Below are 23537 nucleotides of genomic sequence, written 5' to 3'. Positions count from 1 at the left end.
TAAAACAAAAATAAAACCCGCTCTTCGTAAAACATTTCCTCTCATTTGATACCTCCTGTGGTTAGTGTGGAAATTTTATTCATCCGTAATGCCCAAATCTTTCATTGCCTGTTCACGAAGCATAAATTTTTTTATCTTACCACTTCCTGTTAGGGGAAACTCAGAGATAAAGCGTATATATTTAGGTATCTTATAACTTGCTATGGATCCTTTACAATAATTGATGATATCTTCCGCCGAACATCGCGAACCCTGTGAAAGTTTCACAAACCCAAAGCCGATTTCTTGCTTTACCTTATCGGGTATGCCAACAACCTGAGCCTCTTTAACATCCGGGTTTGTTTCAAGAAACATTTCCACTTCCAGTGTGGAAACATTGATACCACTGGTTTTGAGCATATCTTTATATCTTCCTTTAAACCTAAGACAGCCGTTTATGTCAATGAGACCGATGTCACCTGTTTTTAAAAAACCCTCATCATCAAATGCCGCCAATGTCTTTTCAGGATCATTATAATACTTCCCGGTTACATTGTACCCTTTAACGCAAATCTCACCCTTTTGTCCGTTTTTAACCCGTTTTGATGTATCGGGCTCTTTAATAACGATTGATCCACCGGAAAACGGCTTGCCCACACTATTGATCCGAACATCTTCCGAATCGTTGACGTTTGTCATACAGCAGATAGCACTTGTTTCCGTCATTCCATAACCGTTGTTTATTTTGGACACACCCATCTTTTTAATGACGCTTCTGATATTATCTGCAGAACCGATGATGCACCCTGTTCGCAATGATGAAATATCAATCACTCCAAGGTCTGGATGCTCGATCATTGGAAGATACATGGTAGGCATTGCATACATCACCGTGCACTTTTCCCTTTCAATCAGTTTCAATGCTTCACCGGGATCAAATATCCCTTGCAATACCACACAGGCGCCTGCTGAAAACGCCGTCATCAAAGCATTGGCACAACCAAAGCTGAAAAAAAGCGGAATCGGGACCCAGAAATTGTCGCTACTGCTTACCTGCATTCTGATGGCGATGTTTTTACCATTTTTACAGACATTGGCATGTGTCAAAACAACGCCCTTTGGAAATGAGGTAGTTCCGGATGTATAGAGAATATAAGCGGCATCATGAGTACTCACCTGACTTTCAGCCGCCGTAACATCTTCTTGGTTGACCTCCTCAGTCCGTCCCGGCAATTCAGCGTATTTTGATAACCCTGGAAATTCTTCGTCGGAAAAACAAAAAATCTGCTTTATGTAAGGAAACTTTTCCAAAGACGGATTAACCTTTTCTGAGTTTTTCAGTTCCGGGCAAAGTCCGTACAACATTTTGACAAAATCCGTATTGAAAAAGGAGTCTATCATTACTAATATTTTCGGTCTGCAATGGTTCAGAATATAATCGAGCTCGTATGAGCGATACCGAATGTTTATTGGTACAAGAACAGCACCGATTTTCCCCAGAGCAAACGCCATTGAAATCCATTCGGGCCTGTTATCCATCAGCAAAGCTATTCTATCGCCTTTCCTGATCTCCAACGCAAGAAATCCACGAGCAAGCCTGTTTGCCTCCGCATATAGCTCCGCATAGGTTATCCTTTTCTCTCCGCTTATCACGGCAAGGTGTTGAGGATATAGCTCGGCATTCCTCTCTAACAGTTCCCCCATCGTATCGTGTTGTTTTTCCATTTTTATTTTTCCCCTAATCGCTGAATTCAGGATTTAATATCCTGAATCCTTAGCGACCTTCTGCCTGTGATAACGGTAATCCCCATGCATGAGCTGTAACGATTTAGCTTGTTTATAATAATAATGAAGATTATATTCCTCGGTGAATCCCATTGCGCCGTGAACCTGAATCGCCGTCGCTGTCAGCCTTTGGTACGCATCTCCTGTCCATGCTTTGGCCATTGATACTTCTCTTTTAGCATCGAAAGTTTTACTCAATTTCCATGCCGCCTGGTATGTTATAAATTTTGATGATTCAACATCAATGGCCATTTCCGCACAATGATGCTGTATAGCCTGGAAACTCCCGATGGGCATTCCGAACTGTTTTCTGTTTTTTACCCAGTCTACCGTCATTTCGAGTACTCTTTCCATTCCTCCTATCATTTGCACACACGCGGATGCGGCAGCCAAAGTCAGTAGCTTTTCTGCCGCTTCCCAGCCCATGCCCGGTGTTCCGATGATGTCTCTCTGCTTCGTCTTAACTCCCTTGAAATCAACCTTGCTGTATTTATCAACGGAAAAGGTTGGAATGGGCGTGCATTCAAGACCACTTGAATTCCCGTCCACCATAAAAAGCGTCAGCCCTCCACCGGGCACGGATTCATCCAGAGCAAGGCATATTATGTAATCACTCACATGGGCATAAGGAACAAATAATTTTGAGCCGTTAAGAATATATCCGTCATCTGTTCTTTTTGCAGTGGTCTTAATATCTTCCGGAGCCGCTTCGGTGCCTGTTTCTCCTATAGCTATTGAAACAATTGCTTTACCGTCTGAAATTAAGGGCAGTATTTTTTTCTTTATCCGTTCGTCGCCTTCTTTTGAAATAAGGGCTGCCGCTGAAACCGCAGTGACAAGGAACGGTCCCGGAAACATGGCTCTTCCCATCTCTTCAATTATCGGACAAAGATCGAGAAAGGTTCCGCCAATACCATTATATTCCTCATCTATGATCATGCCGGTCCAGTCGAGATATGCAATTTTATCCCAGTGTTCTTTTGAATATCCCTCTTCAGTGTTGAATATTTCCCGCAACAGGTCAAAAGAACATTCTTTTACAAAAAAATCTCTTGCCGAATCCTGGTACATTTTTTGTTCTTTGTTATAGTTAAAGTCCATAATCAATCCTCCGTATCGTCTTGCTACCCGTCTACGGTTGTCTGTTTACAGTTTATCTTTATTTCCCAAAATGTGAAAAATCGGCCGACATAAGTATAATTTGCTGCGATTTATACCGGTATTTTTATTTTCGCAGCTCCATCTTTACCAAAATCTATTAAAATTCTCTTTTTGGTTAGCCGGTACCGTAAACGATGAACGGTTATTCATTTTGTTTCTCAGTTTACTTTTTCTTGAATTTAAGTCCGAGACCTCTTGTTGCAATTATTGTCTTCAACACCTCTGTTGTTCCGCCCTGCATTGTATAAGAAGGATTCCAGAGGTATGATTCAGCAATCTCGCCGGATAGAGGTGTATCCGGAAATCCCGGCAGCACCTGTCCGAACTGACCTAGGATATGCGTGGCAAAATCTCCGAGTCTCTGCTCATACCTTGTGCAGAAAGCTTTACTGATGGCGGCTTCAAGATTGGGAATAATTCCTTGATCAACAGTCCATGCCACCCGGTAACATAACAAACGGCCCACTTCAAATTCGATTTCAAACTGTGCCATTTGTTCCCGCACAACAGGATCGGAAGCAAGTGTTTTATTTTCTTTTATGTAAGCTTTGGACATTTCAAGTATATGATAATTTTGCATCAATCGCTCAATACCCGATCTTTCATAATCGACCTGTGACATCATCTGATAAAAGCCTCTGTTTTTTTCACCGACGAGATATTTTTTATGTATTTTCACATTATCAAAAAATACTTCGTTGAATGAATGCTTTCCGGTCATGTTATAAAGCGGCCTTATGGTGACTCCGGGGCTCTTAAGGTCAACAATTATTTCACTTAAATTTTTATAACTGGGGCCTTCTTGATCTGTTAAAGCAATCACCCAGATATAATCGGCATTGTGAGCATGAGTTGTCCATATCTTCTGCCCGTTAATAATATAATAATCACCTTCCTCACGGGCGTAGGTGGAAACTGAAGAGACATCCGACCCTGCGTCCGGCTCGCTGATTCCGATACAAAACGAAATTTGTGCGCTTTTTATCTTTGGTAGAAACTCATCCTTAAGCTCCTCTGAAGCAAAATGCATGAGCGCCGGCCCCATCTGACGTTCCCCCACAAAATGGTAGATTAACGGTGCCCTGTATCTGAGCAGCTCTTCTATTAATATGGTCCTGACAACAAATGAACTTCCTTTCCCGCCGTATTTTTTCGGCCAAGTAAGCCCTATCCATCCTTTTTCAGCTATCAGCCTAGAAAAGTCGGAAGAAGATGACTCCATAAATGCGTTACTCATTGGCGTAAAAGTTCCTTTCTTTATTTCACTCTCAAGAAACTCCCGCACATCCCGGCGGAACTTTTCCTCCTCTTTTGTAAAAGAAAAATCCATAAACAACCTCCTTAATACGATGAATACAGCTCCCGTCCCTGTCAGTTCAGAGAAGGCGTAGATCCTATGATTTCAATAATTTATAGGTATCTTCTGTCTCGGTAGTATCTCGTTTTGACCTTATACGAGACCGTCATTATTAAGACATTATTGTAAATCAAATTTAGTTTTTGCTATCAAAGCAGCTCCTAAGGCACCGATTATTTGTGGTTCATCCGCAACCAGAAGCAAAGTGCCAAGATTTTTCTCAAGCGCTTTCACCATACCTTTGCTTTTTGCAACGCCACCGGTCATGGTCACTTTCTTCCCTTTGACAATCTGGCTCGCAAGTCCTGTAACTCTTCGGGCGATAGATCTGTATATTCCCGAAGCAATATCGACTTTTTCAGCGCCTTCGGCAAAGAGAGAGATAACCTCTGATTCCGCGAAAACCGTACACATGCTGCTTATTTCCACATCTCTTTTTGACTTAAGGGCGAATTCACTCATTTCATCAAGATCAGCCTCAAGCGTACCTGCCATTACTTCCAGAAACCTTCCGGTTCCGGCAGCGCACTTATCGTTCATAACAAACTTCAATACCCGCCCATCATCACCGATCTCGATCACTTTGCTGTCCTGACCGCCGATATCGATAACAGCGCCTGCTTCGGGAAAAACATGGTTTGCGCCTCGGGCGTGACATGTAATTTCAGTAACCTGCCCGTCTGCAATCGGCACCCTTGCTCTTCCGTAACCTGTTGAAATGGTATACAAAACATCATCATGCTTCAGCCCTGCACGTAACAATGCATCGTTTAAAACTTCCTCTCCCGCACCCTTATAAGCGGCACCGCTTCTGATGATTGAGTAGGATACAATCTTACCGTCTGAATTGATAATAACGGCCTTGGTGCACAGGGAGCCTATATCAATTCCTGCAAAATACGACATTTTTAACCCTCCGATCATTATTTCCTTCTTGCCTCCATCATTTCGGCAAGGGCTTCAAGCCTGGTTTCAATCTGAGCATCAGAGTTCATCCTGGCATCTACCATGTCGCCATCTATTACAACACCGGGAATACCGTTTTTCTTTTCAATTGCGTTTATAAAGTCCGGATGCCCCAGATTCCACATTCTGCATGTTTTGGAACTGAACATTATCACACCGTCAATTTTATAATCCTCGATCCATCTTTGTATTGTCGGCAGACTCATGTTCGGCATGTTCTGTTTAGCCAGTCCTCCGTTGGAATATACCTGTTTTGTAAAACATTTCACCGGATCTTCCTCGGTATCAATTGTCTCAGGATGGGGAAAAAATTCCCAAGGGTATCTGCCAACCAGGGGCACTATTCCCAGGCTGGTCATTTTACGGCTGAATTTGCCCAGAAAACCCCAGGGCAGCCATCCGTCCCAGTAAACCCTGTGCTTTTCCGGTTCAACAGCTCCGATCTTTTTTTCAGCACGCTCCGCCAGTTCCGCCTTAAGCTTTTTATAATACGGTACAGCTTCGGGACTGCCCATCATATAAAAAACAGGAGCAATACTTACACCATAATCCCAAAGAGTCCACGGAGATGGTTTAAGCTTGAAATACTCCCAGCACTCATTTCGGATAATCGCTGTTTCCTTGAGTGTAGCCAGGATTTCACTTAACCGGTCGTAATCAAACGGTTTTCCGCAAATTCTTTCCAGCTCCGGAATAAGGTTTTCCCGAATCTGTCCTTCGGCGAACCTTTCTAGGTCATGAACTTCCGATGGGCTTGCCGGGGGAGGTGTATCGATCCCCACAACATTAATACCCATTCTTCGGTACAACCCTTCTCCATAATGAGACATTTCAGGACAAAGCCTGCCGGTTATCAACAAATCCGGCAGCGGCAGAATTACATCTTCTCTTACCGGAATTCCTTTTTTCACCGCAGCAGCCATTCCCATGTGGAGTTTATGGTAGGAACAGGCATCTACCAGATCACCTTCTCCTTCGGCAACTTCCAGTAGATGCTGTGCCGCTCCTCTTCCTCCGGCGTACGCCGCATATCCTGCCATGAAGTGACATTTCATTCCCATTGCATAGGGAAACGCAAACATAGGACCCGAACACCATGCCACCTGCTCGCCATTTTCCTTTGCTTTCCGGAGATTGGCCCAGTGATTATCAACAATAGGACCTATCAGTTTCGTTGTTTCAAGCCTGTTTAATTTATATTCCGACATATTATACACCTCCTATATTTTCGACAAACGATTGTAATCTTGTTCTGACCTGCTCAATAGATATCACCTCATGTTCGACCTCAATCAATATTTCCGAGATTCCACTTTTTTCGAGCTTGCTTTTTATATCTGGATAATAGCACATATGCGGAGGACAGTATTTGATCATCAGGCTGAGAATCGCTTTGGCTTCATTCTTTTCCGCCATTTCAATGAGATAATCGGTCCAGTCTGTTTTCAAATCCCCTTTGGTGGGGCATGCCGGGTTCTTTAGCAGATAGCGGTCTGCAAGAGCTTGAACCGGGTTGCTGCCAACAGATACCTGATTCGCAAAATATTTTGACCCTATAAAAATGTCATCATCGACAATTATCATACCCAGTTCCTCTATCATATCAAGAAGCTCTCGGTGAGGTGTCTGGCATAACGAACCATAGATGATTATTTTTAACCCTTTTACGGTCTTTTCATCAACTTTTCTTGCTTTTAGTTCATCAATTACCTTTTGAAGAAGATCGTTATTGTCCTCCTTCGGCATAAGCATGCTGGAATGGACAACGGATAGCAACTCTCTTGCTTTTATTATACCTGGATTCTCTCTTCTTATATCATATATTTCAGACAGCAGTTTCCTGTTTTTATTGTAAGTTTCAATGGTGGCGTTAAGATCTTCGGTTGTAATTTTCCGCCCTCCATACTCTTCCAGGCTCGCCTTCAGCCGATTCATTTCTTCCAACAAAAAATCGTGCACCGCTTTACCGCCGTATAGGGCAGGCAAGGACAGGTAAACTAAAAAAGGAAGTTTGATATTCTGCTCCAGAATAAACGGCAGCCCCTGGGCCTGCAAACACATTCTGTTGACAACGATACCATCAATAAAATCAAGTTTTCCCTTAACAATATCATCGATATAACTTCTTGTAAGACCGCAGTTATAAGGTGCCACATGAGAATGCCCACTCGTTACAGATTCATTGCTCCGCCATGCAATGACCGGTAACATTCCTGCCGCATGAATCAGTTCTTCTGGAATATGCATAGCAAAACAGGAAATAATCTTCCGCCCGTTTCCTTCTTTTAAATTCTTCAGGTAGCGATATGGATCTTCTGAAATTTCCATACATTTATTTATAGCCGTCTGCTTCATTATAAAAATACCTCCCTTTCGTTATTGATTTTAGGTTTTTTCCGTAAATAGGAATCAGGATTAAACCATCCATTGCCGACTTAAGAATCTCTTCTACTTAATTTTCATTTCAGGCATTACCCTTTAAACTTGGGATCATCAATCTTGATGGCGTCGTAAAAAGTCATTTTTCACCGCTGAGCTTTCAGAGGACTCAGAAAACATCCTGTTTTATTGCTTATTGTCTCTTAGCTCCGTACCCCTGTGGGGAAATTCGACTTTTAACGAAGTCATCAAGTTTGATCATCAACGGAAACGGATTTTCTTCGCTGAATTTTTTGTGTAAAAACGCATATTATGATTAAACCGGCTCCGGCCAGCCTCGTAATGGTAAAAGGGCTGAGTAAGGCAAGGCCGCCGATGAGAAAAAGAATCCGTTCCCAGTATCGTACTTTCACTATCAAGAAACCTGCCGTACTGGCCGCTACGGCTATTGCCCCGACAATACCGAGAACAACCGTTGCGAGAATTTCAAAAGCGCTGCCGCCCCATGTCATGGCTGCATTATAAGGTAGAAAAAAAGCAACTATGTACAGGGGCATCGCGATTCGTGATGCGGTAAAGGCCGTCTTCATCGGGCTGTCTCCCGATATTCCCGCTGCCACAAAAGCGGCAAGGGCAACAGGCGGTGTAATAGCTGAAAGCAGACCGAAGTAGAAACAGAAGAAATGGGCTGAAAATTCAGGTACGCCCATCTTAATCATCGCTGGAACGGCAACTAGAAGTAGTGTGATATATACAGCCACTGTCGGCATGGCCATTCCCAGAATCAAGGAAACGACAGCACAAATAATAAGCGCAACGGGAAGAATACCGTAGCTGGACATAACAATCTGACGGGCTAAAGTATCGCCAAGCCCGGAAACAAAAAAGGTTCCAATTATAACTCCGGCCACAGTACAAGCTATAACAACCACGATGCATTGCCGGGCCCCCGATTCCAGTGTTTTCAGCAATTTTACCGGCGTCCACCGTGTGGAAGGATCTATCATGGTACATATAATGACGGCAATTATCCCTTTGGATGCACAAACGGACAGAGAGACCCCCTTGATAATGTAGAATATCAGTACGACAAATGGAATAACGACGGACCAACCCTCTTTTAGACTTTTCCAAAGAGAGGGGAGCTGTTCTCTCGGCATTCCCATAAATCCGTTTCTGACACTGTAAAAATGAATGGTTGCAAAAGTACAGACGTAAAAAATCAATGCGGGGATGATTGCTGCCAAACATATTCGTGTATAGGACACTCCCAGAAAACCGGCCATAACAAATGCAGAGGCACCCATTATCGGTGGCATCAACTGGGCACCGGAAGATGCCACCGACTCCACAGCACCCGCCATGTTGGCGGAAAAACCCGACTTCTTCATCAGGGGGATGGTGAAGCTTCCTGTTCCGGCAACATTGGCAGTGGCCGCTCCCTGCACCGAACCGAGAAGGGAAGAACCTATTACCGCCACTTTAGCGGGGCCCCCGCTCAACCGACCGGCCAGAGCAAGGGAAAGGTTCAACAGTTTCTGCCCTGCACCGCTCTCGAGAAGCATAGAAACAAAAATAAGAAATAACACCAGATACTGGCTACATACCTTTACCGGTACTCCGAAAACACCGTTATCCTGGAGAAAATTCACCTCGACACTGACCTTCAAAGGGACATTGGTACCGTTAAGCCAACCCGGCCACCAGTGCGCAGTGAGATTCTGAATCAGAAAAAAGATACATAGGGCAAGAATGGGATAGCCTAAAACCCGTCTGGTGGCTTCGAGTATCAAGAGCATATAGATACCGCCCACAAGGACATCCGCTTTATTCGCCATGCTGGTACGGTAGATGATCAGATCTTCATACTCTACAATAACATAGATCTGTGCAGCGATTATGATTAAAATAAAGAGGACGTCAACCAGGAACCACTTGTTTAACGGATCACTCCACGATTTACGGCCAAGCGGATAATACAAAAACGCAAGTATCAACATCAGGGAAACGGTTAATGTAAGATTGATGTAAATTTCCAGTTGGCCGAAAAAACCGGTGTAAAGGTGAAAAAAACTAAAAATGCTGACAAACCCGACAATAACAAATGCAAAGACTCTTGAAGGGCCAGGCCCCCTGGACAAGAGATGTTCCGTAGCACTACCGGGAATATCTTGATTCTTCTGATTTGTCTTGACCACTTCTTTACGCTTTTCCGTCATTGTTTGTTTTCTCCCATGTTGTGCTTCCTTCGGTCTCATTTACCACTCCCCACCCAATTCAGCATATATTAGGTCGAACTTCTTTTTTTTCGACAGGGTAGAGGGGACTCCGGGTAATGCCCCAGAAATCCCCCACACAGCCGCGTTGACTCTATAAGCTTAAGATGAAAATACCTTTTCCATACACTGATCTGATTCCCTGCTTTCCAGAGTACAAAGGCAGTAAAATGTATCTCTGTTGGACCAAGTTGTGTGTCACAAGCAGTTATGGTTATTTCAAGTATTTGATGGGAAAACCATTGTCGATTGTCTTTTTAACCAGGTTCTCGATACCTTTTTCACACGCCGGCCATGTATTCCATTTTTCTACCCATGAAGGTGCAATTTTAGATCCGCGCTCCTTCCAATATCTTTTCGCACCTGGATGAAGGGGAACGGGGTTGTAATCCTTGAAATATCCGTTGGCGATAAAATCAACATTCTTTAGTGCCGGATGGGCTTCATTGTAGGCGGTGCCGTCGTCGGCAAATATGGCACAGAGAAGATTATAAACAACATCTTCGGGAACGGTATCTCTGACAAGGTAGAGGCCCGTATATGCGCATATGGTGGGTGTGGGATTGGGCCAGCTTTCCTGCCCCTTGTACAAACCGGAAGGCAAGGTGACAGGAACGTAACCCGGCGCTCCCATGCAGAATTCCTGGATTTCATCAGGGGTAAATGATATGATTTTTATCCCCTGGGTCTCGTTTAATTGGGTTACAAGCCCCATGGGCTGGAAACTGGCCAGAGTGACAATATCCAGCTTGCCTGACGAAAGCATATCCATGGCTGACCCCATCGCGCCGTAATAGACAAATCCACCGTTTTTCCGGATGCTTTTCACAGTAATTCCGTGTAGTTTAAGTGCAGGAGGCAGTGAGTTCCTTGTCGTGGTCCAACCTGCGACCCCCATGTGCACGCGCTTGTTGGCCAAATCTTTAAGACCATTGATATCCGAATCCCTGAGAGTTACCATAAAAGCGGTACTCATTGGTGCATACTGGTAAAATGTACGCAGATGCCTGTATTGTGTTTTATAATCACCCCTACCATACCAAGCAAAGGCACCGTCACCGATGTAGACGGTGGCGATCTGTGCCTCATCTTTCTCCACACGGTCAAAGCCGGCTTTGGTACCTCCCGGAAGATGCTGAATGGATAGTTTGGGATAAGCCTTGGAAATATTATTCAGTGCCGGACGTGTAAGTATATCGTATCCGGATCCAGGTGAACTCATCCCCTTCCAAACGATACTTTCGGGCATCTTCACGTCAGACAGCGGCTTAGGACCTCCGGCAAAGCAGACCATAGAAAAAACCAGCCCTATAATTAGAATGTATATTCCGATAAATATCTTTTTTTTACCCATTTTTTCTCTCCTTTCTAATGAAAAAATCATCTTTGGAAATTTATTAAAAATTGCTCAAATCACCTCCTTCCGTTAGTCAATTTATAAAAAGAGGAACCTTTTTTAATCATGGAAATAACGTTAAATCTTTCATGAGAAATAGGGTTCAGTCCCTCAAGATAAACAGGACAATGATAAAAGCCAAGCAAGTACCGATGAACAACAATCCCCATAATGGAACGGTATAAAAAGCATATTTCTGTTTGTCTATGAAGAAAAAAACAGCAATCAATACGATCCATGCCAGCCAGCGTTTACAATTCTTCGATTTTATCCAGTCTCCTAATGCGTTTCCCTTCATGTGTCCCGCCTTTTTACCCAATATGCTCAACTTTTCAAAATCGCCTTTAACCAATTGCAATAACCGAACTCCAGAACTGTTAGCATTTTACCCCAATATGATAACTTTACTTCTTTTAACTCTGCAAAAGGGTTTATATTAAACCTAACTTGGAAAATTTCGGAACAATCAGATCTTTCTGTTTCAACAACAAAAAGTGCTATCGTCCCCTGAATTCAGGTTTTCTTTTCTCGATAAACGCCTGAACCCCCTCCTTATGATCCGTCGAATATCGACAAATATTCTGAGCATAGCTTTCATAATCGAGCTGAGACTTCAGGTCGTTGTTCAAGGATCTTCGCAGTCCTCGTTTGGTCAGCTCAATGGCTATGGCCGGGCCCTCTGCAATTCTGGCTGCCAGCTCACCGGCCCTTGGCATCAGCTCATCATGTTTCAAAACACGGCTCACCAGGCCGATCTTCAGAGCCTCCTCTGCATTGACAAGGTCACCTGTTAGAGTCATTTCCATTGCCTTATCCATTCCGACAACTCGGGGCAAAGAGTAGGTGGCTCCCAAATCCGGAATGAGACCGACGCGTACCCATACAGCGCCAAATCGCGCTTTTTCCGAGGCGATCCGAATATCACCGGCAAGGGCGACTGAAAGCCCGGCTCCAACGGCAACGCCATTGACAGCGGCGATTATCGGCTTGTCGAAATCCTCCAGATCAAGAGCAACGGCACCAATCTGCTTCAGGCTTTCAAAACGGCTTTCCTCAGAGCCCTTTTCCATCCGGCGCGCCAGACGGTCGGAAACATCCGATCCAGCACAAAATCCCTTTCCTGCACCGGTGACGACCATTACTGCCAGTTCATCGTCTTTCTTAATTTCATCAAGAATTTCGGCAAGTCTCTGATACATGCCGGTTGTAAAGGCATTTAATCGATCCGGTCGGTTCAGAGTAACCGTCGCTACGCCGTCCCGCTTTTCAAACAGTATCTCCTCAAACCCCATGGTATCACCTCCTTTGCTGCTCTGAATCTTCACTGCTTCCAGTTACGATGGACCGTTATCCAAGTTTCAGGCCACTATTATGGCCGAAGAAAATTTGCGGCCACCATTTCCCGATGATAACCCCCGTCTCCGAAAGCAAATTCGTTGGCTTTGGCCCTTCGAAAATAGAGCTGCAAGTCATACTCGTCAATGATCCCGATACCGCCATGGATCTTGACCCCCAGCAGGCACACGCGGCGTGAAGCATCACTTGCTCTGGCCTTTGCCATGGATATTTCCATGTCTGCAGACATATGCCGGCTGATCTTCCAAGCTGCGTGGTAAGTAAGATATTTAACCTGCTCGATATCAATGGCCATCTCCGCCATCTGATGGCTAATGGTTTGAAAGCTACCGATGGGTCTTTCGAATTGCATACGTTCCTTAGCATATCGCGTGGTCATATCGAGGACTTTCTCCAGCATCCCAAGAACGAATGCGGCGTGGGATATGGCACCAAGGTTTTTAATCCTTTTCACCGCTTTCTCTCCTGCATCATCTTTTCCTATAATATTGTCTGCCGGCACTTTGACCTTATCCATGACGAGTTCACACCACCTGCCTGAATCTATTGAATCCAGTACCCTGACCTTTATTCCGGGGCTTTTGCTTTCCACAAAAAACAGCATCTCCTGATCATCATTGCCTTCTGTTCTTACAAGAAACCCGTTCGCTATATGGGCAAAGGGGACAAAGAGCCTTGTTCCGCTGAGAATATAATTTCCGTCCTTAATTTTCAGACTTTCTGATATCGCTGGCTCCCCGGCATAAAAAGAAGGTGTCTCCAAGGCTGGCACTGTCAAAGCCCTTCCATCTATCAGGCCGGGCAGAAATTCTTTCTTCTGTGCCTCCGAGCCATACTCAAGAATCACTAAACCACTGCAAATCGGGCATTGAATAAAAGGCCCAGGCAACAAAACCCTTCCCATTTCCTCCAGAAGTATGACAAGCTCAAGAAAAGAACCACCCATTCCACCGTATTCATCCGGGAATCCAATTCCCATCCACCCGAGCTCAGCCATCCGCGCCCATATCTCCTTTGAATGGCCCTCACTGGTTTCTTCCGACTCTCTTGCTATATCTTTACACTCTTTATCCAGAAAATCTCTTGCACTTTTTTGAAGCAACACTTCTTCTTTGGAAAACTCAAAATCCATCTATTTATTTCTCCTTCACATCTATTACGATCTGGGCAAACCCAATCCTCTGTCGGCGATAATATTTCGCATGATTTCCGAAGTACCCCGGACGATTAATGATTCAAGGCTGTCTCTGTAACGCCACTCGAATTTTCCATTGATTTGGGACCATATAGATCCCTCCTTCAGCATTCCATAAGGACCGATTACCTCCATAGCGGTATTTACAAGCCTTTGTTCCGTTTCGCAGACCTGAATTTTCAGCATGGCGGCTTCGTGGCTCGGAACAATCTTTTTATCCAGCATCCATGCGACCTTCAAAACAAAAAGTCTGGCCGCCTCGATGTCTATGGCAAGTTCAGCGATTTTCTGCCTTATAATTGGGTTCTTTCCAAGCCCCCCGGCGTTGATATAACCGACCAGGGCCTCGAAATCACGTTTCAGCCCTGAAACAGTCAGTATTCGTTCATAGGCCAAGGCTTCCAGGATGTAGTAAAACCCACGATTTTTCTCTCCCACCAGAGCATCCATGGGTACCTTTACATTGTCATAAAAAACACCGTTCGTTCTTGTCCCCCCCACCGTATAATAAGGTGTCAGGGTGATTCCCGGCGTTTTAAGATCAATAATAAAAAGCGAAATCCCCTTATGATTCGGCTTAATGTCTTTGGTCCGGGCCCCTAACCAGTGGTACTGGGACCAGTGAGCTCTGGTGTTGAACATTTTTTGGCCGTTGATAATAAAGTGATCACCTTTATCCTCCGCAGTGATGGTCAAGGAAGCAAGATCTGATCCTGCTTCCGGTTCTGTATATCCCAGAACAAACTCAATATCTCCTCTGGCGATGCGAATAAGAAAATTATCTTTCTGTTCCTCCGATCCATTTCGCAAAATTACCGGACCGGCCATTCCGGCCCCTACGGTGCCTTGCATATCAAAATAGCTGTGCATCTCCTCCTGGATGATGTATCGATATATGTATGGCAACTCCAACCCCCCGTATTTCTTTGGCCAAGTAGGGCAAAGCCAGCCTTTTTTCCCGACTTTTCTCAATATAGCCCAGCTGGAAGGCCCAAAGCCTTGTCCTGATTTTACTTCCTTTTTTGCTTTGGCGGCAAGATCCGGATCACTCTCAAAATATTCACGGACTTCCTCTCTGAACTTCTCTTCTTCTATCGATAATCTAAAATTCACTTTTCCCTCTCATTCTTTTATGCACAACTGCGGCTCAAAATTGATGACCCAGAAAACTCTTTTTTCAATCCCTCTTAAGAATAAATGACGTCAGGCCGCAAAACCCGTATTTGACGTCAAGATAAAAAGTTTAAAAATACATGTTTGGTACTTTCATCAGCGGTACAGCTCAACCTAATATGAATCACTATTTACCTCTCATCGGTAACCATCGGTCCATCTTCCAGCTCATTGACGATCTCCAACTCGTTGGGTTCGATGATCAACCCCTGCTTCAACGCAGCTCGCACAACGTCCGTGTCTATTTTTTTATCTCCTTCAAAAGTGATCTGCAGGTAATCAGTGGCATTCTTTTTCGTTATCTTTATCCGGTACTTGCCGGTAAGTTCCGGGAAGATTCTGGTAATAACCCTCACCTGGGAAGGGTAAAGCTTGACCCCCTTGACCTTGCACATCTGATCGATACGCCCCAAAATACCTTTTGGCAGTGACAAATGCCTGCCGCAGGGACATTTCTTGTCTTCTAATACAGCCAGATCGCCAGTCCTGTATCGCAAAAGCGGCATGGCATCTTTGTCAATATGGGTTACAACAATCTCACCTTTTTCACCACATGGTAGATTGTTACCCGTTTCGGGATCTATGATCTCGACAAAAACAAACTCCTCGGCAATATGCGATCCGTTTTGAAAACGGCACTCTCTTGCGACCGGCAGGCACTCGGCCAGCCCGTATGATTCAGCAACGATAAGTTCTTCTCCAAAAACTGCTTTTAGCTGATCCTTTGGCACCGGCTCTCCACCGGCCAGCACTATCCGAATACTATCTGCACCAAGTCCGCCGAGTTTAACTGCAAAAGAAGCGTTGGCAATCAGAACGCTGACACGATATTGATTGATAATACCAATTGCCCGCTCCGATTCGCCGGGACCAAGCGGTATGATCTTTGCGCCTATTTTTTGAAAACAGTCGTTGATTATTAAGCCGGCCACAAAAATATGATGCCCCATACAATTTGCCACCACATCATTTGACGTCACTCCGGCCGACTCTATCAGACTGGCGTTAACTGCGGCAATGGTCTCTAAGTCTCTTGCCGAATAGTAAATAGGATACAGCCCACGCGATGTTGGAGTGAGATTGAACCGAATGACCTCAGAATTGAAAAAACTGCCGTAAGGGGGCTTGAGATCGAAAAAATCCTTCTCTAGATCGTTCCGTGTCATAAAGGGCAGCTGTTGAAGATCACTAAAATCCTTTATGTCCTCCGGCTCGACCCCGCACTGTTCAAACCTGCTTTGAAAGAATTCAAGCTTTTTCAACCGCAACATTTGCTCCTGAAGTTTGTCTTTTAACGCTGCTTCTGAGTGCATAATATCCCCCTTTCTATATATCTTCTTACCTGGAAATTATATTCTTTACAGATATGTTTTATTCGGTATCATTTGCTACCGTGGACCGATTATTGACGGAAAAGAACCCGCGAGCCATTGTAAATTCGAAATGCAAGATGATTATTATAATATGTAGCAAGAACAGTGCCATCGGCTCGGGAAAAAGGGATTAACTTTCAACCCACTGTCATTTCAAACAATATGACTGATTGAAAGTTGCAAGGGGTGAAATCCAATGCCAAAGTGACCAATATGGAATGTAGATATATTTCCACACAGGTTTTTTCTCCGATTCGTAACTGCTCAATATAATTATTTAAATCGATTTTTCATGAGAACTGTTGCTAATCTAAAACATGTCGATTTTTCTCGACACCAGCAGGAGTATTTCACCTAATTTCTTTTCAAAATCATTTAGAATATCAGAACAACTTCAATTGCGGGTAGGCTGTGGTTTAGCCAGGTTTAACCGAATTTATTGTCATATCGATTTCGGGTTAAAAGTCTTTTCTTCGGTTTTCTTGCATTAAACCACTACCTGCTAAAGCGGGTAGATTTCTCATACCGGACCAAGGCAACTTCGTTGCCGGATTCAACTTTTAGTATATTTATACCATCCCCTTCCTGTCTTACGTCCTAACTGACCTGCCTTTACTTTGCGTCTTAACAACTGCGGAGGATAATAACGAATATCCTTGCTTTCTTCATATATCGCACTTAAACCACCATAAGATACATCTAATCCAACCATGTCGCCGGTCTCAAACGGTCCCATTTTTCTTCCGAAAGCAAGCCTGAAACCTTTGTCAATATCTTCAACAGACCCAATACCCTGCTCAAATAGACGAATCGCCTCAACATAGCTTATAAGATTAATCCGGTTAAGTAAAAATCCCGGCACATCACTTTCTACACGTATCGGTTCCTTTCCTATTTTCCTGACTAAATCCATGCCGGCCTGCATAGTTTCTTCTGAAGTGCTGACACTCTTTATAACCTCCACCGCCTGCATCATTGGAACAGGGTTAAAGAAATGAAGGCCGAATACTTTGTCAGGACGTTCGGTTACGGCTGCAAGTTCTGTGATGGGTATGGTAGAGGTATTGCTGGCCAACAAAACGTCATGATCGCAGCATTCATTTAGTTTCCTGAATATCTCCTGCTTAACCTTAAGGTTTTCAAACGCGGCCTCAATGATCAAAGCGGCCTCAGCAACCTGTGACATATCGGTAGCCGTTTTAATGCGGCCCAGAATAGTCTTTTTAGTTTCAGGAAGCTTCCCTTTCTCTACAAACTTGCTGACAGACCACTCAATGTTCTTCAGGGCATTATCTACAGCCTTCCGGTTAATGTCGTTAAGAATCACCTCAATGCCGGACTGGGCACAAGCCTGAGCTATGCCGCTACCCATCAAACCCGCGCCGATAATAAAAACCTTATCAATATTCATTCGCTCTCTCCTGTCTTCATGCGTAAGAGTTCACATGCCCGGTGTTTGCCCTACAGGTTCATTTCCAAATCGAATCCTTCCTTAACACACTGCATGGTTCAGATTTGTGATGGTTAAAGCCTTATACTACCGGTATGTACCTTTCCTGATCGTATCGGTCGGTTGAAAAATCTCTTTCTTGAATTTTTCGTCCAGTTTTTCCAAACGACAGGTAAGTTCCGCTGGATTAATCTTTTTAGCAATTTCCATAGGACCGACTTTGAGCCCGCCGGCATTTAAAATCGCAACGTCGATATCTTCTAGACAACAAACCCCCATTTCCACGAGCTTGGTGGCTTCATTGATCTGAACAGCAGTGATATCCAGGGGATCAATCTTGTCCGTTGCCTTTGAAAGATCAATATCAGGTCTCCCTTTTGACCAGTCGTAAAATCCTTTTCCGGTTTTCTTCCCATAATTTCCGGCATTAACTAGTTCATCCAAAGCACGGTAAGGTTTATAATCGGAATGTAGATTTTCCGCATAGTATAATAATACATGCCTGTGAACATCCAGTCCCACGAAATCAAGTAGTTCGCAAGGTCCCATGGGAAAACCCTCTTTTCTCATCAACGCATCGAGTTCTTCCGGCTCGACGATTCCATCATCCAGAAAACAGCCTCGGAGTATATGGGCCGGAGCATTGATACGGTTTACTATAAAACCTGGAACATCCTTTTCCGCTCTTACCGGAATCTTGTTGATCTTGAGGCAGAACTCATATGCCACATCCATCGTTTCTTCGGAGGTTTTTTCCGCCTTGATAACCTCTACCAGCTTCATAATCACAACAGGATTAAAAAAGTGGAGTCCAACAACTTTTTCAGGTCTTGTGGTAGCTGTTGCAATATCAGTTATCGATATCGAAGATGTATTGGAAGCGAGAATAGCATGATGCGGTGCAAAAGATTCGACCTCTGCAAAAACATCTTTTTTTAATCCAACTACTTCAGGAACAACTTCGATTACAAGGTCGGCATCCTTTACAGCATCTTTCATGTCCATTACAGGGGCAAGCAAACCGGACTCTATCGTATCATAAAGCTCCTGTGCCAGATTTCCCCTTGCAAGGAGCTTCTTGAGACTGTCTTTTATCCGTTGTGCCCCTTTGTCCACGAACTCCTGTTTAATGTCTCTTAAAAAAACTTTATAGCCAGCAAGAAGAGCTACCTCTGCGATCCCATGCCCCATGTCGCCTGCACCAATAACTGAAACTGTCTTTAGATCACCAATATTCATAGTCTTGTCGGGAATAATGCACTCTGAATTATCAGAAATTTACAAACTGCAAAAAGCAACTTGAGGTATAGGGTGATTAGATTTAAAATGGCTGACTGTTTGAGCGTATTAGTAAGCGTTAAGAAAGAACGACAATTTAAATAATGTTTTCTATGAGTCGGAAAATGCCGTCGTAAGCTTGTTTTATATGAAAGGATTGATCCAAGTTCTTTCTTTACGCTTACTAATACGCGAGTTTCAGACACTTTTAAATATAATTGCCCTATGCCTTAAGTTAACCTCATAATGAGTTTGTAAATTTCTGATTATATATATTTTCTATTTTCCTTTATAATCCGGTTTCCTTTTTTCCAGAAAAGCCCTTGCGCCTTCTTTCTGGTCATCTGTGCCGAAGCACATGGCAAAAAGTTCTTTTTCACTCTCAACACCTGCCGACAAGGGGGTATCCAGAGATTTATTCACCGCAATCTTTGCCAGCTCTAATATTACCGGAGATTTGGCCCTTATTTTCCTGGCTATCTTCTCAACCGCATCCCTCAACTGGTCATGGGAAACTACCTTGTTAATCATACCTAAACTCAGCGCTTCCTCGGCAGAAATTAAATCTCCCGTCAGGATAAGCTCTTTTGCTTTTTTCTCTCCCACCAGTCTGGGCAGAACCTGGGTTCCTCCCCCACCCGGTATCACCCCGACACTTACTTCAGGCAGCCCGAAACGCGCCTTTTCCGAAGCGACTATAATATCGCAGGCCAAGGCCAGTTCACACCCTCCCCCAAGGGCAAGTCCGTTTACCATGGCTATTACAGGTTTGATCAATTCCCTTACATTTTGGACTTCCCGTTTTTCACTTTTTATACTCGCAATAGCATCAGCCGTGTTCCACTCTGTAAACATATTAATATCTGCGCCTGCGCAAAAGGCTTTTTCCCCTGTGCCTGTAATAACAATAACATGAACTTCATCATCTCTCCCGGCCATGTCAGCCGCAGTGCTCAGTTCTCTCCTTAAAATTTCATTTTTAGCATTAAGTACTTCAGGCCTGTTTAAAGCAATCCACCCGATATTATCTTTTATTTCATATATGATTGTTTCAAATTTCATTTTGTTCTCCTTATTCACGACTTCCCCAACAACCAATGCTGCTTTGAGATTTTAGCCGTTAGTTCCTCAGGTTGTGTCCAATCATGTCCGCACAGGTCAAAATATTTTTCGCCCTTTCTCGCTACCTGAAGATACGCGCTCACATTATACGCCCCGTTTATTTTTTTCCGATTATAGAGACACTAACGACATTTCTGTTTGGAAATCCTCCCAGATTATGGGTAAGACCAAACTTAGGATCTTTGACTCTACGATCTTCAGGCCATCTTCCCAAAAGCTGGCTGTACATCTCATAAAGCATCCTTATTCCTGATGCCCCTATGGGATGGCCGAAACATTTCAGCCCTCCGTCCGGTTGGCAGGGTATGGTACCGTCCAGATCATAAAAGCCGTTTAACACATCATCTACAGCCTTGCCCCTGGAAGATATTTGCAGATCTTCCATAGTGACAAGCTCGGTTATGGAAAAACAGTCATGAACTTCCATCATACTTATCTCTTCCCTGGGATTCTTGATTCCTGCTTCCTCATAAGCCTTTGTCACAGCCCTGGTCGTAGATATTATATTTGACCCGTCCCAGTCCGTATACATCCCCTCTTCACCTGAACTGCATGCAATCTGGACCGATTTAACGTAAACCAGTTCCTGGTTCTTCTTTATGCTTTCTGCAATTTCAGGAATAGTTACAATAGCCGCGGCAGAACCGTCACTCACTCCGCAACAGTCGAAAAGCCCCGAAGGATAAGCTATCATCGGCGCATTGAGTATTTTCTCTATGGAAGGTGTATTTTTCAAATGCGCTCTGGGGTTTTTAAAACCGTTCTGATGACTCTTCCAGGATATATGTGCCATGGCCTCTTTTATCTTTTTCATCGGAATACCGAAGGCGGCTTCATATGCGGAAGCAAGCTGGGCAAAGGCGCCGGGTGCGGTCCTGTCTGCTCCAAGAAGCACCTCCATCTGCCCGTCTACGGAGCCCCCCGGCAGACCCCCGAATCCGGTATCCTTCAACTTTTCGACACCCATGGCTAAACAGATATCATAGGCTCCGGATGCAACTCCGTAACATGCGCCCCTGAATGCCTCGCTTCCTGTTGCGCATTTATTTTCAACACGTGTAACCGGAATAAAGGGAAGTTTCAATGCCTGGGAAAGGGGGATGCCTGATTTACCTGCGCTTATCTCGTCAAAGTATAATCCATACCAGCAGGCATCGATATCCTTTTTTTCTATACCCGCATCCTTTATACATTCTTGAAACGATTCTATCATTAAATCATCGACATCCTTGTCCCATCGTTCGCCGAACTTGCTGCAGCCCATACCCAGAATCACGACTTTATTTTTTATCCCTGTTGCCATTTTACTTCACCTCCTTCATCGGTATCGCTTTCCAGAAATATCTGTATAAGTCTCTTTTGGAATCGAAATATTTAATCCTGAAACTAAAATAAAGAGGTGAGCCCACCTTGAGTGCATCAAGGTCACAGTCGGTAAAATTCATCATCACCTTCCCCCCACCATCAATAAAAATATTGCCGTATATCTGGGGGGGGTTCATGGATACCACCAGGTTGTCACCGGTAAAGCTCCCAATCCTTGCGGTTTTGTCTGAAAAAAAATAATCCTCCATCTCATCAATTGCTCCGCATGAAGGATTGACGCATACCCTCTGGGGGGGGAACTGTGGTGTGCCGCACTTCTTGCATTTACTCCCGCAAAAGGCGAGCGCCGCCCTACTGACTCTGAACATAAACGACCAGCGGGTCAACAAATCCTCTTCGCCCCTTAATCCGGTATCTATTGGAATAATATGACGCCAGGCCAAATATTTTTCGTACCTGTCCAGTTCGGCTCTGTTTTCCAAATGATAAGAAACCCCACAAAGTTCCTTAAGATCTTTTATCTTTTCCGTAACTTCAAAATAAAGGGCATCGCATCCGCTTCCATAAGCTACAACCAGAATTTTATCGCCCGGTTCCGCGGTCTCCAAAGCGGAGGCAAGCATTACAAGAGACTGAGCTGATCCCATCTCTCCGATTTCGTCCATCATAATGCCCTGCACTTTTTCAGGATCAAAACCGAGTTTTTTGTTTATTTTTTTCCTTGCGGCCCTATAGTAGCAGCTATAAATTATTTTTGCGAAATCATCTACTGAAAGATCATATCTGTTCAAAAGTCCATTAACCGCCTTGGGAATCAGGCTCTCATATCCCATATCTCTGATCCATCTATCCTCCCACTGTCTGTCAAACTGTGTGTTTTTTCCCCGTACATGATCGCCGATATCACAGGTAACAGAAAAAGAGCCTTTATATTCAGCAACAACATCTTCATCACTTATCAGAAAAGCCACCGCGGCATCGCCGAAAAGCATCTCCTGGGGGCTCCCCATCTTTCCCAGTCTGCAGTCGGACGCGCATGCAACCATATTTTTAGTGCCGCCGGAACCCACAGCCTCTAAGGATGAAATAAGAGCAGCAGTACCGGATTTTAAAGACCCTGAAAAATCGGCAGATCTTACGTTTTCGTCCATCCCAAGGGCTGTTGCTATGATACCTGCATTCTGTCTCTCCAGAAAAGGCATGGAGGTAGATCCAAAATATACACCATCTAAATCTTTTCTTTCAATCAGGCCGATACAGTTCATACCTGCAGCCACAGCCATGGTAATACTATCCTCATCATAATTCGCAACAGCTTTCTCTCCCGTAGACATAGCTAGATTTGTCGAATTCAGCCAGCCCATGGCTTCAAATATTTTTTTTCTATTTAATCGATAGCGTGGAACATATGCCCCATACGAACGGATACCAACCATAAAATACCCCCTCTTAAATAATAACTTTCTTTTATAATTATTTAATCACCAGTATAACAAATGGTAACCTCCTGAAAAACCAATAAAATTATCGGTGTAAGACACATTTTTTTACTGATTGCAGCTTATTTATAACACGATATCCGTGTTTTATCGCTGAACCAGGACCCGATAAAGCAGTAACAAATATATCGAAAATAATTGATCAGACAATATGTCAGAGATAAATGAAAAAAAGTATTGGGAAGAAAAACTTGGCATCAAAAGCTATTTTAATAACCATGTTTCATCGGTGACATTAGAAAGTCTTATCTTTTTGAACTTTTCTACACGCTCACCCGGTGTTTTCGGCATGGTGGACTATAACCGCCATAAATATTATTTGCATAACTACACATGAACATGATCAGGCATAAAATGTGCTTCCATTACTTTACACTCTTTTTGCCTTTCCGGTTCCCTGAAAATCTTTTCATCGCTTTATGCCTTAACCGTTTCACATCTGAGGAGGTTTTCTTATATCCCCGGA

At 43.9% G+C, this 23537-nt stretch carries 18 protein-coding genes; all 18 read right to left on the bottom strand.

The features are described 5' to 3' along the window. Positions 1-75 precede the first annotated feature (75 nt). Positions 76-1704: an AMP-binding protein gene (locus SWH54_04315; protein MDY6790477.1), complete on the bottom strand. Its 1629-nt coding sequence runs from the start codon at positions 1702-1704 to the stop codon at positions 76-78. Between the two features lie 33 nt (positions 1705-1737). Next, positions 1738-2865: an acyl-CoA dehydrogenase family protein gene (locus tag SWH54_04310; GenBank protein MDY6790476.1), complete on the bottom strand. Its 1128-nt coding sequence runs from the start codon at positions 2863-2865 to the stop codon at positions 1738-1740. Between the two features lie 223 nt (positions 2866-3088). Next, positions 3089-4255: an acyl-CoA dehydrogenase family protein gene (locus SWH54_04305; protein MDY6790475.1), complete on the bottom strand. Its 1167-nt coding sequence runs from the start codon at positions 4253-4255 to the stop codon at positions 3089-3091. A 147-nt stretch (positions 4256-4402) separates the two neighbouring features. Beyond that, positions 4403-5188 (bottom strand): acyl-CoA dehydratase activase, encoded by a 786-nt coding sequence (locus tag SWH54_04300; protein MDY6790474.1) that lies wholly within the window; start codon positions 5186-5188, stop codon positions 4403-4405. A gap of 17 nt (positions 5189-5205) precedes the next feature. Then, positions 5206-6456, bottom strand: coding sequence for a 2-hydroxyacyl-CoA dehydratase family protein (locus tag SWH54_04295; protein MDY6790473.1), 1251 nt, complete (start codon positions 6454-6456; stop codon positions 5206-5208). Between the two features lies 1 nt (position 6457). Continuing rightward, positions 6458-7603: a 2-hydroxyacyl-CoA dehydratase family protein gene (locus tag SWH54_04290; protein ID MDY6790472.1), complete on the bottom strand. Its 1146-nt coding sequence runs from the start codon at positions 7601-7603 to the stop codon at positions 6458-6460. Between the two features lie 272 nt (positions 7604-7875). Beyond that, positions 7876-9885 carry a TRAP transporter fused permease subunit gene (locus SWH54_04285; GenBank protein ID MDY6790471.1) on the bottom strand — a complete coding sequence of 670 codons (2010 nt, stop codon included), beginning with the start codon at positions 9883-9885 and terminating at the stop codon, positions 7876-7878. Positions 9886-10117: 232 nt separating this feature from the next. Continuing rightward, the gene (locus tag SWH54_04280; protein MDY6790470.1) at positions 10118-11257 is read right to left on the bottom strand and encodes a TAXI family TRAP transporter solute-binding subunit; all 1140 of its coding nucleotides are present in this window, start codon (positions 11255-11257) and stop codon (positions 10118-10120) included. 145 nt (positions 11258-11402) lie between these two features. Beyond that, on the bottom strand, positions 11403-11657 hold the full coding sequence (locus SWH54_04275) for a hypothetical protein (protein ID MDY6790469.1): 255 nt from the start codon (positions 11655-11657) through the stop codon (positions 11403-11405). 139 nt (positions 11658-11796) lie between these two features. Continuing rightward, complete coding sequence (locus SWH54_04270) at positions 11797-12591, bottom strand: enoyl-CoA hydratase-related protein (protein MDY6790468.1); 795 nt, start codon at positions 12589-12591, stop codon at positions 11797-11799. Between the two features lie 77 nt (positions 12592-12668). Beyond that, the gene (locus SWH54_04265) at positions 12669-13787 is read right to left on the bottom strand and encodes an acyl-CoA dehydrogenase family protein (protein ID MDY6790467.1); all 1119 of its coding nucleotides are present in this window, start codon (positions 13785-13787) and stop codon (positions 12669-12671) included. 24 nt (positions 13788-13811) lie between these two features. Beyond that, entirely contained in the window at positions 13812-14963 is a 1152-nt protein-coding gene (locus SWH54_04260) for an acyl-CoA dehydrogenase family protein (protein MDY6790466.1), read from the bottom strand. 191 nt (positions 14964-15154) lie between these two features. Then, positions 15155-16336, bottom strand: a complete 1182-nt coding sequence (locus tag SWH54_04255) for an AMP-binding protein (GenBank protein ID MDY6790465.1) — start codon at positions 16334-16336, stop codon at positions 15155-15157. A gap of 613 nt (positions 16337-16949) precedes the next feature. Beyond that, positions 16950-17807 carry a 3-hydroxyacyl-CoA dehydrogenase family protein gene (locus SWH54_04250; GenBank protein MDY6790464.1) on the bottom strand — a complete coding sequence of 286 codons (858 nt, stop codon included), beginning with the start codon at positions 17805-17807 and terminating at the stop codon, positions 16950-16952. Between the two features lie 126 nt (positions 17808-17933). Next, positions 17934-19085 carry a 3-hydroxyacyl-CoA dehydrogenase NAD-binding domain-containing protein gene (locus SWH54_04245; protein MDY6790463.1) on the bottom strand — a complete coding sequence of 384 codons (1152 nt, stop codon included), beginning with the start codon at positions 19083-19085 and terminating at the stop codon, positions 17934-17936. A gap of 318 nt (positions 19086-19403) precedes the next feature. After that, the gene (locus SWH54_04240; GenBank protein MDY6790462.1) at positions 19404-20186 is read right to left on the bottom strand and encodes an enoyl-CoA hydratase-related protein; all 783 of its coding nucleotides are present in this window, start codon (positions 20184-20186) and stop codon (positions 19404-19406) included. 157 nt (positions 20187-20343) lie between these two features. Continuing rightward, positions 20344-21549, bottom strand: a complete 1206-nt coding sequence (locus tag SWH54_04235; GenBank protein ID MDY6790461.1) for an acetyl-CoA acetyltransferase — start codon at positions 21547-21549, stop codon at positions 20344-20346. Between the two features lies 1 nt (position 21550). After that, the gene (locus tag SWH54_04230) at positions 21551-23008 is read right to left on the bottom strand and encodes a 3-oxoacyl-[acyl-carrier-protein] synthase III C-terminal domain-containing protein (GenBank protein ID MDY6790460.1); all 1458 of its coding nucleotides are present in this window, start codon (positions 23006-23008) and stop codon (positions 21551-21553) included. Positions 23009-23537: the final 529 nt, after the last annotated feature.

The sequence above is a fragment of the Thermodesulfobacteriota bacterium genome (assembly GCA_034189135.1).
GTDB lineage: Bacteria > Desulfobacterota > Desulfobacteria > Desulfobacterales > JAUWMJ01 > JAUWMJ01.
This window is presented reverse-complemented; position numbering and strand designations above follow the sequence as displayed.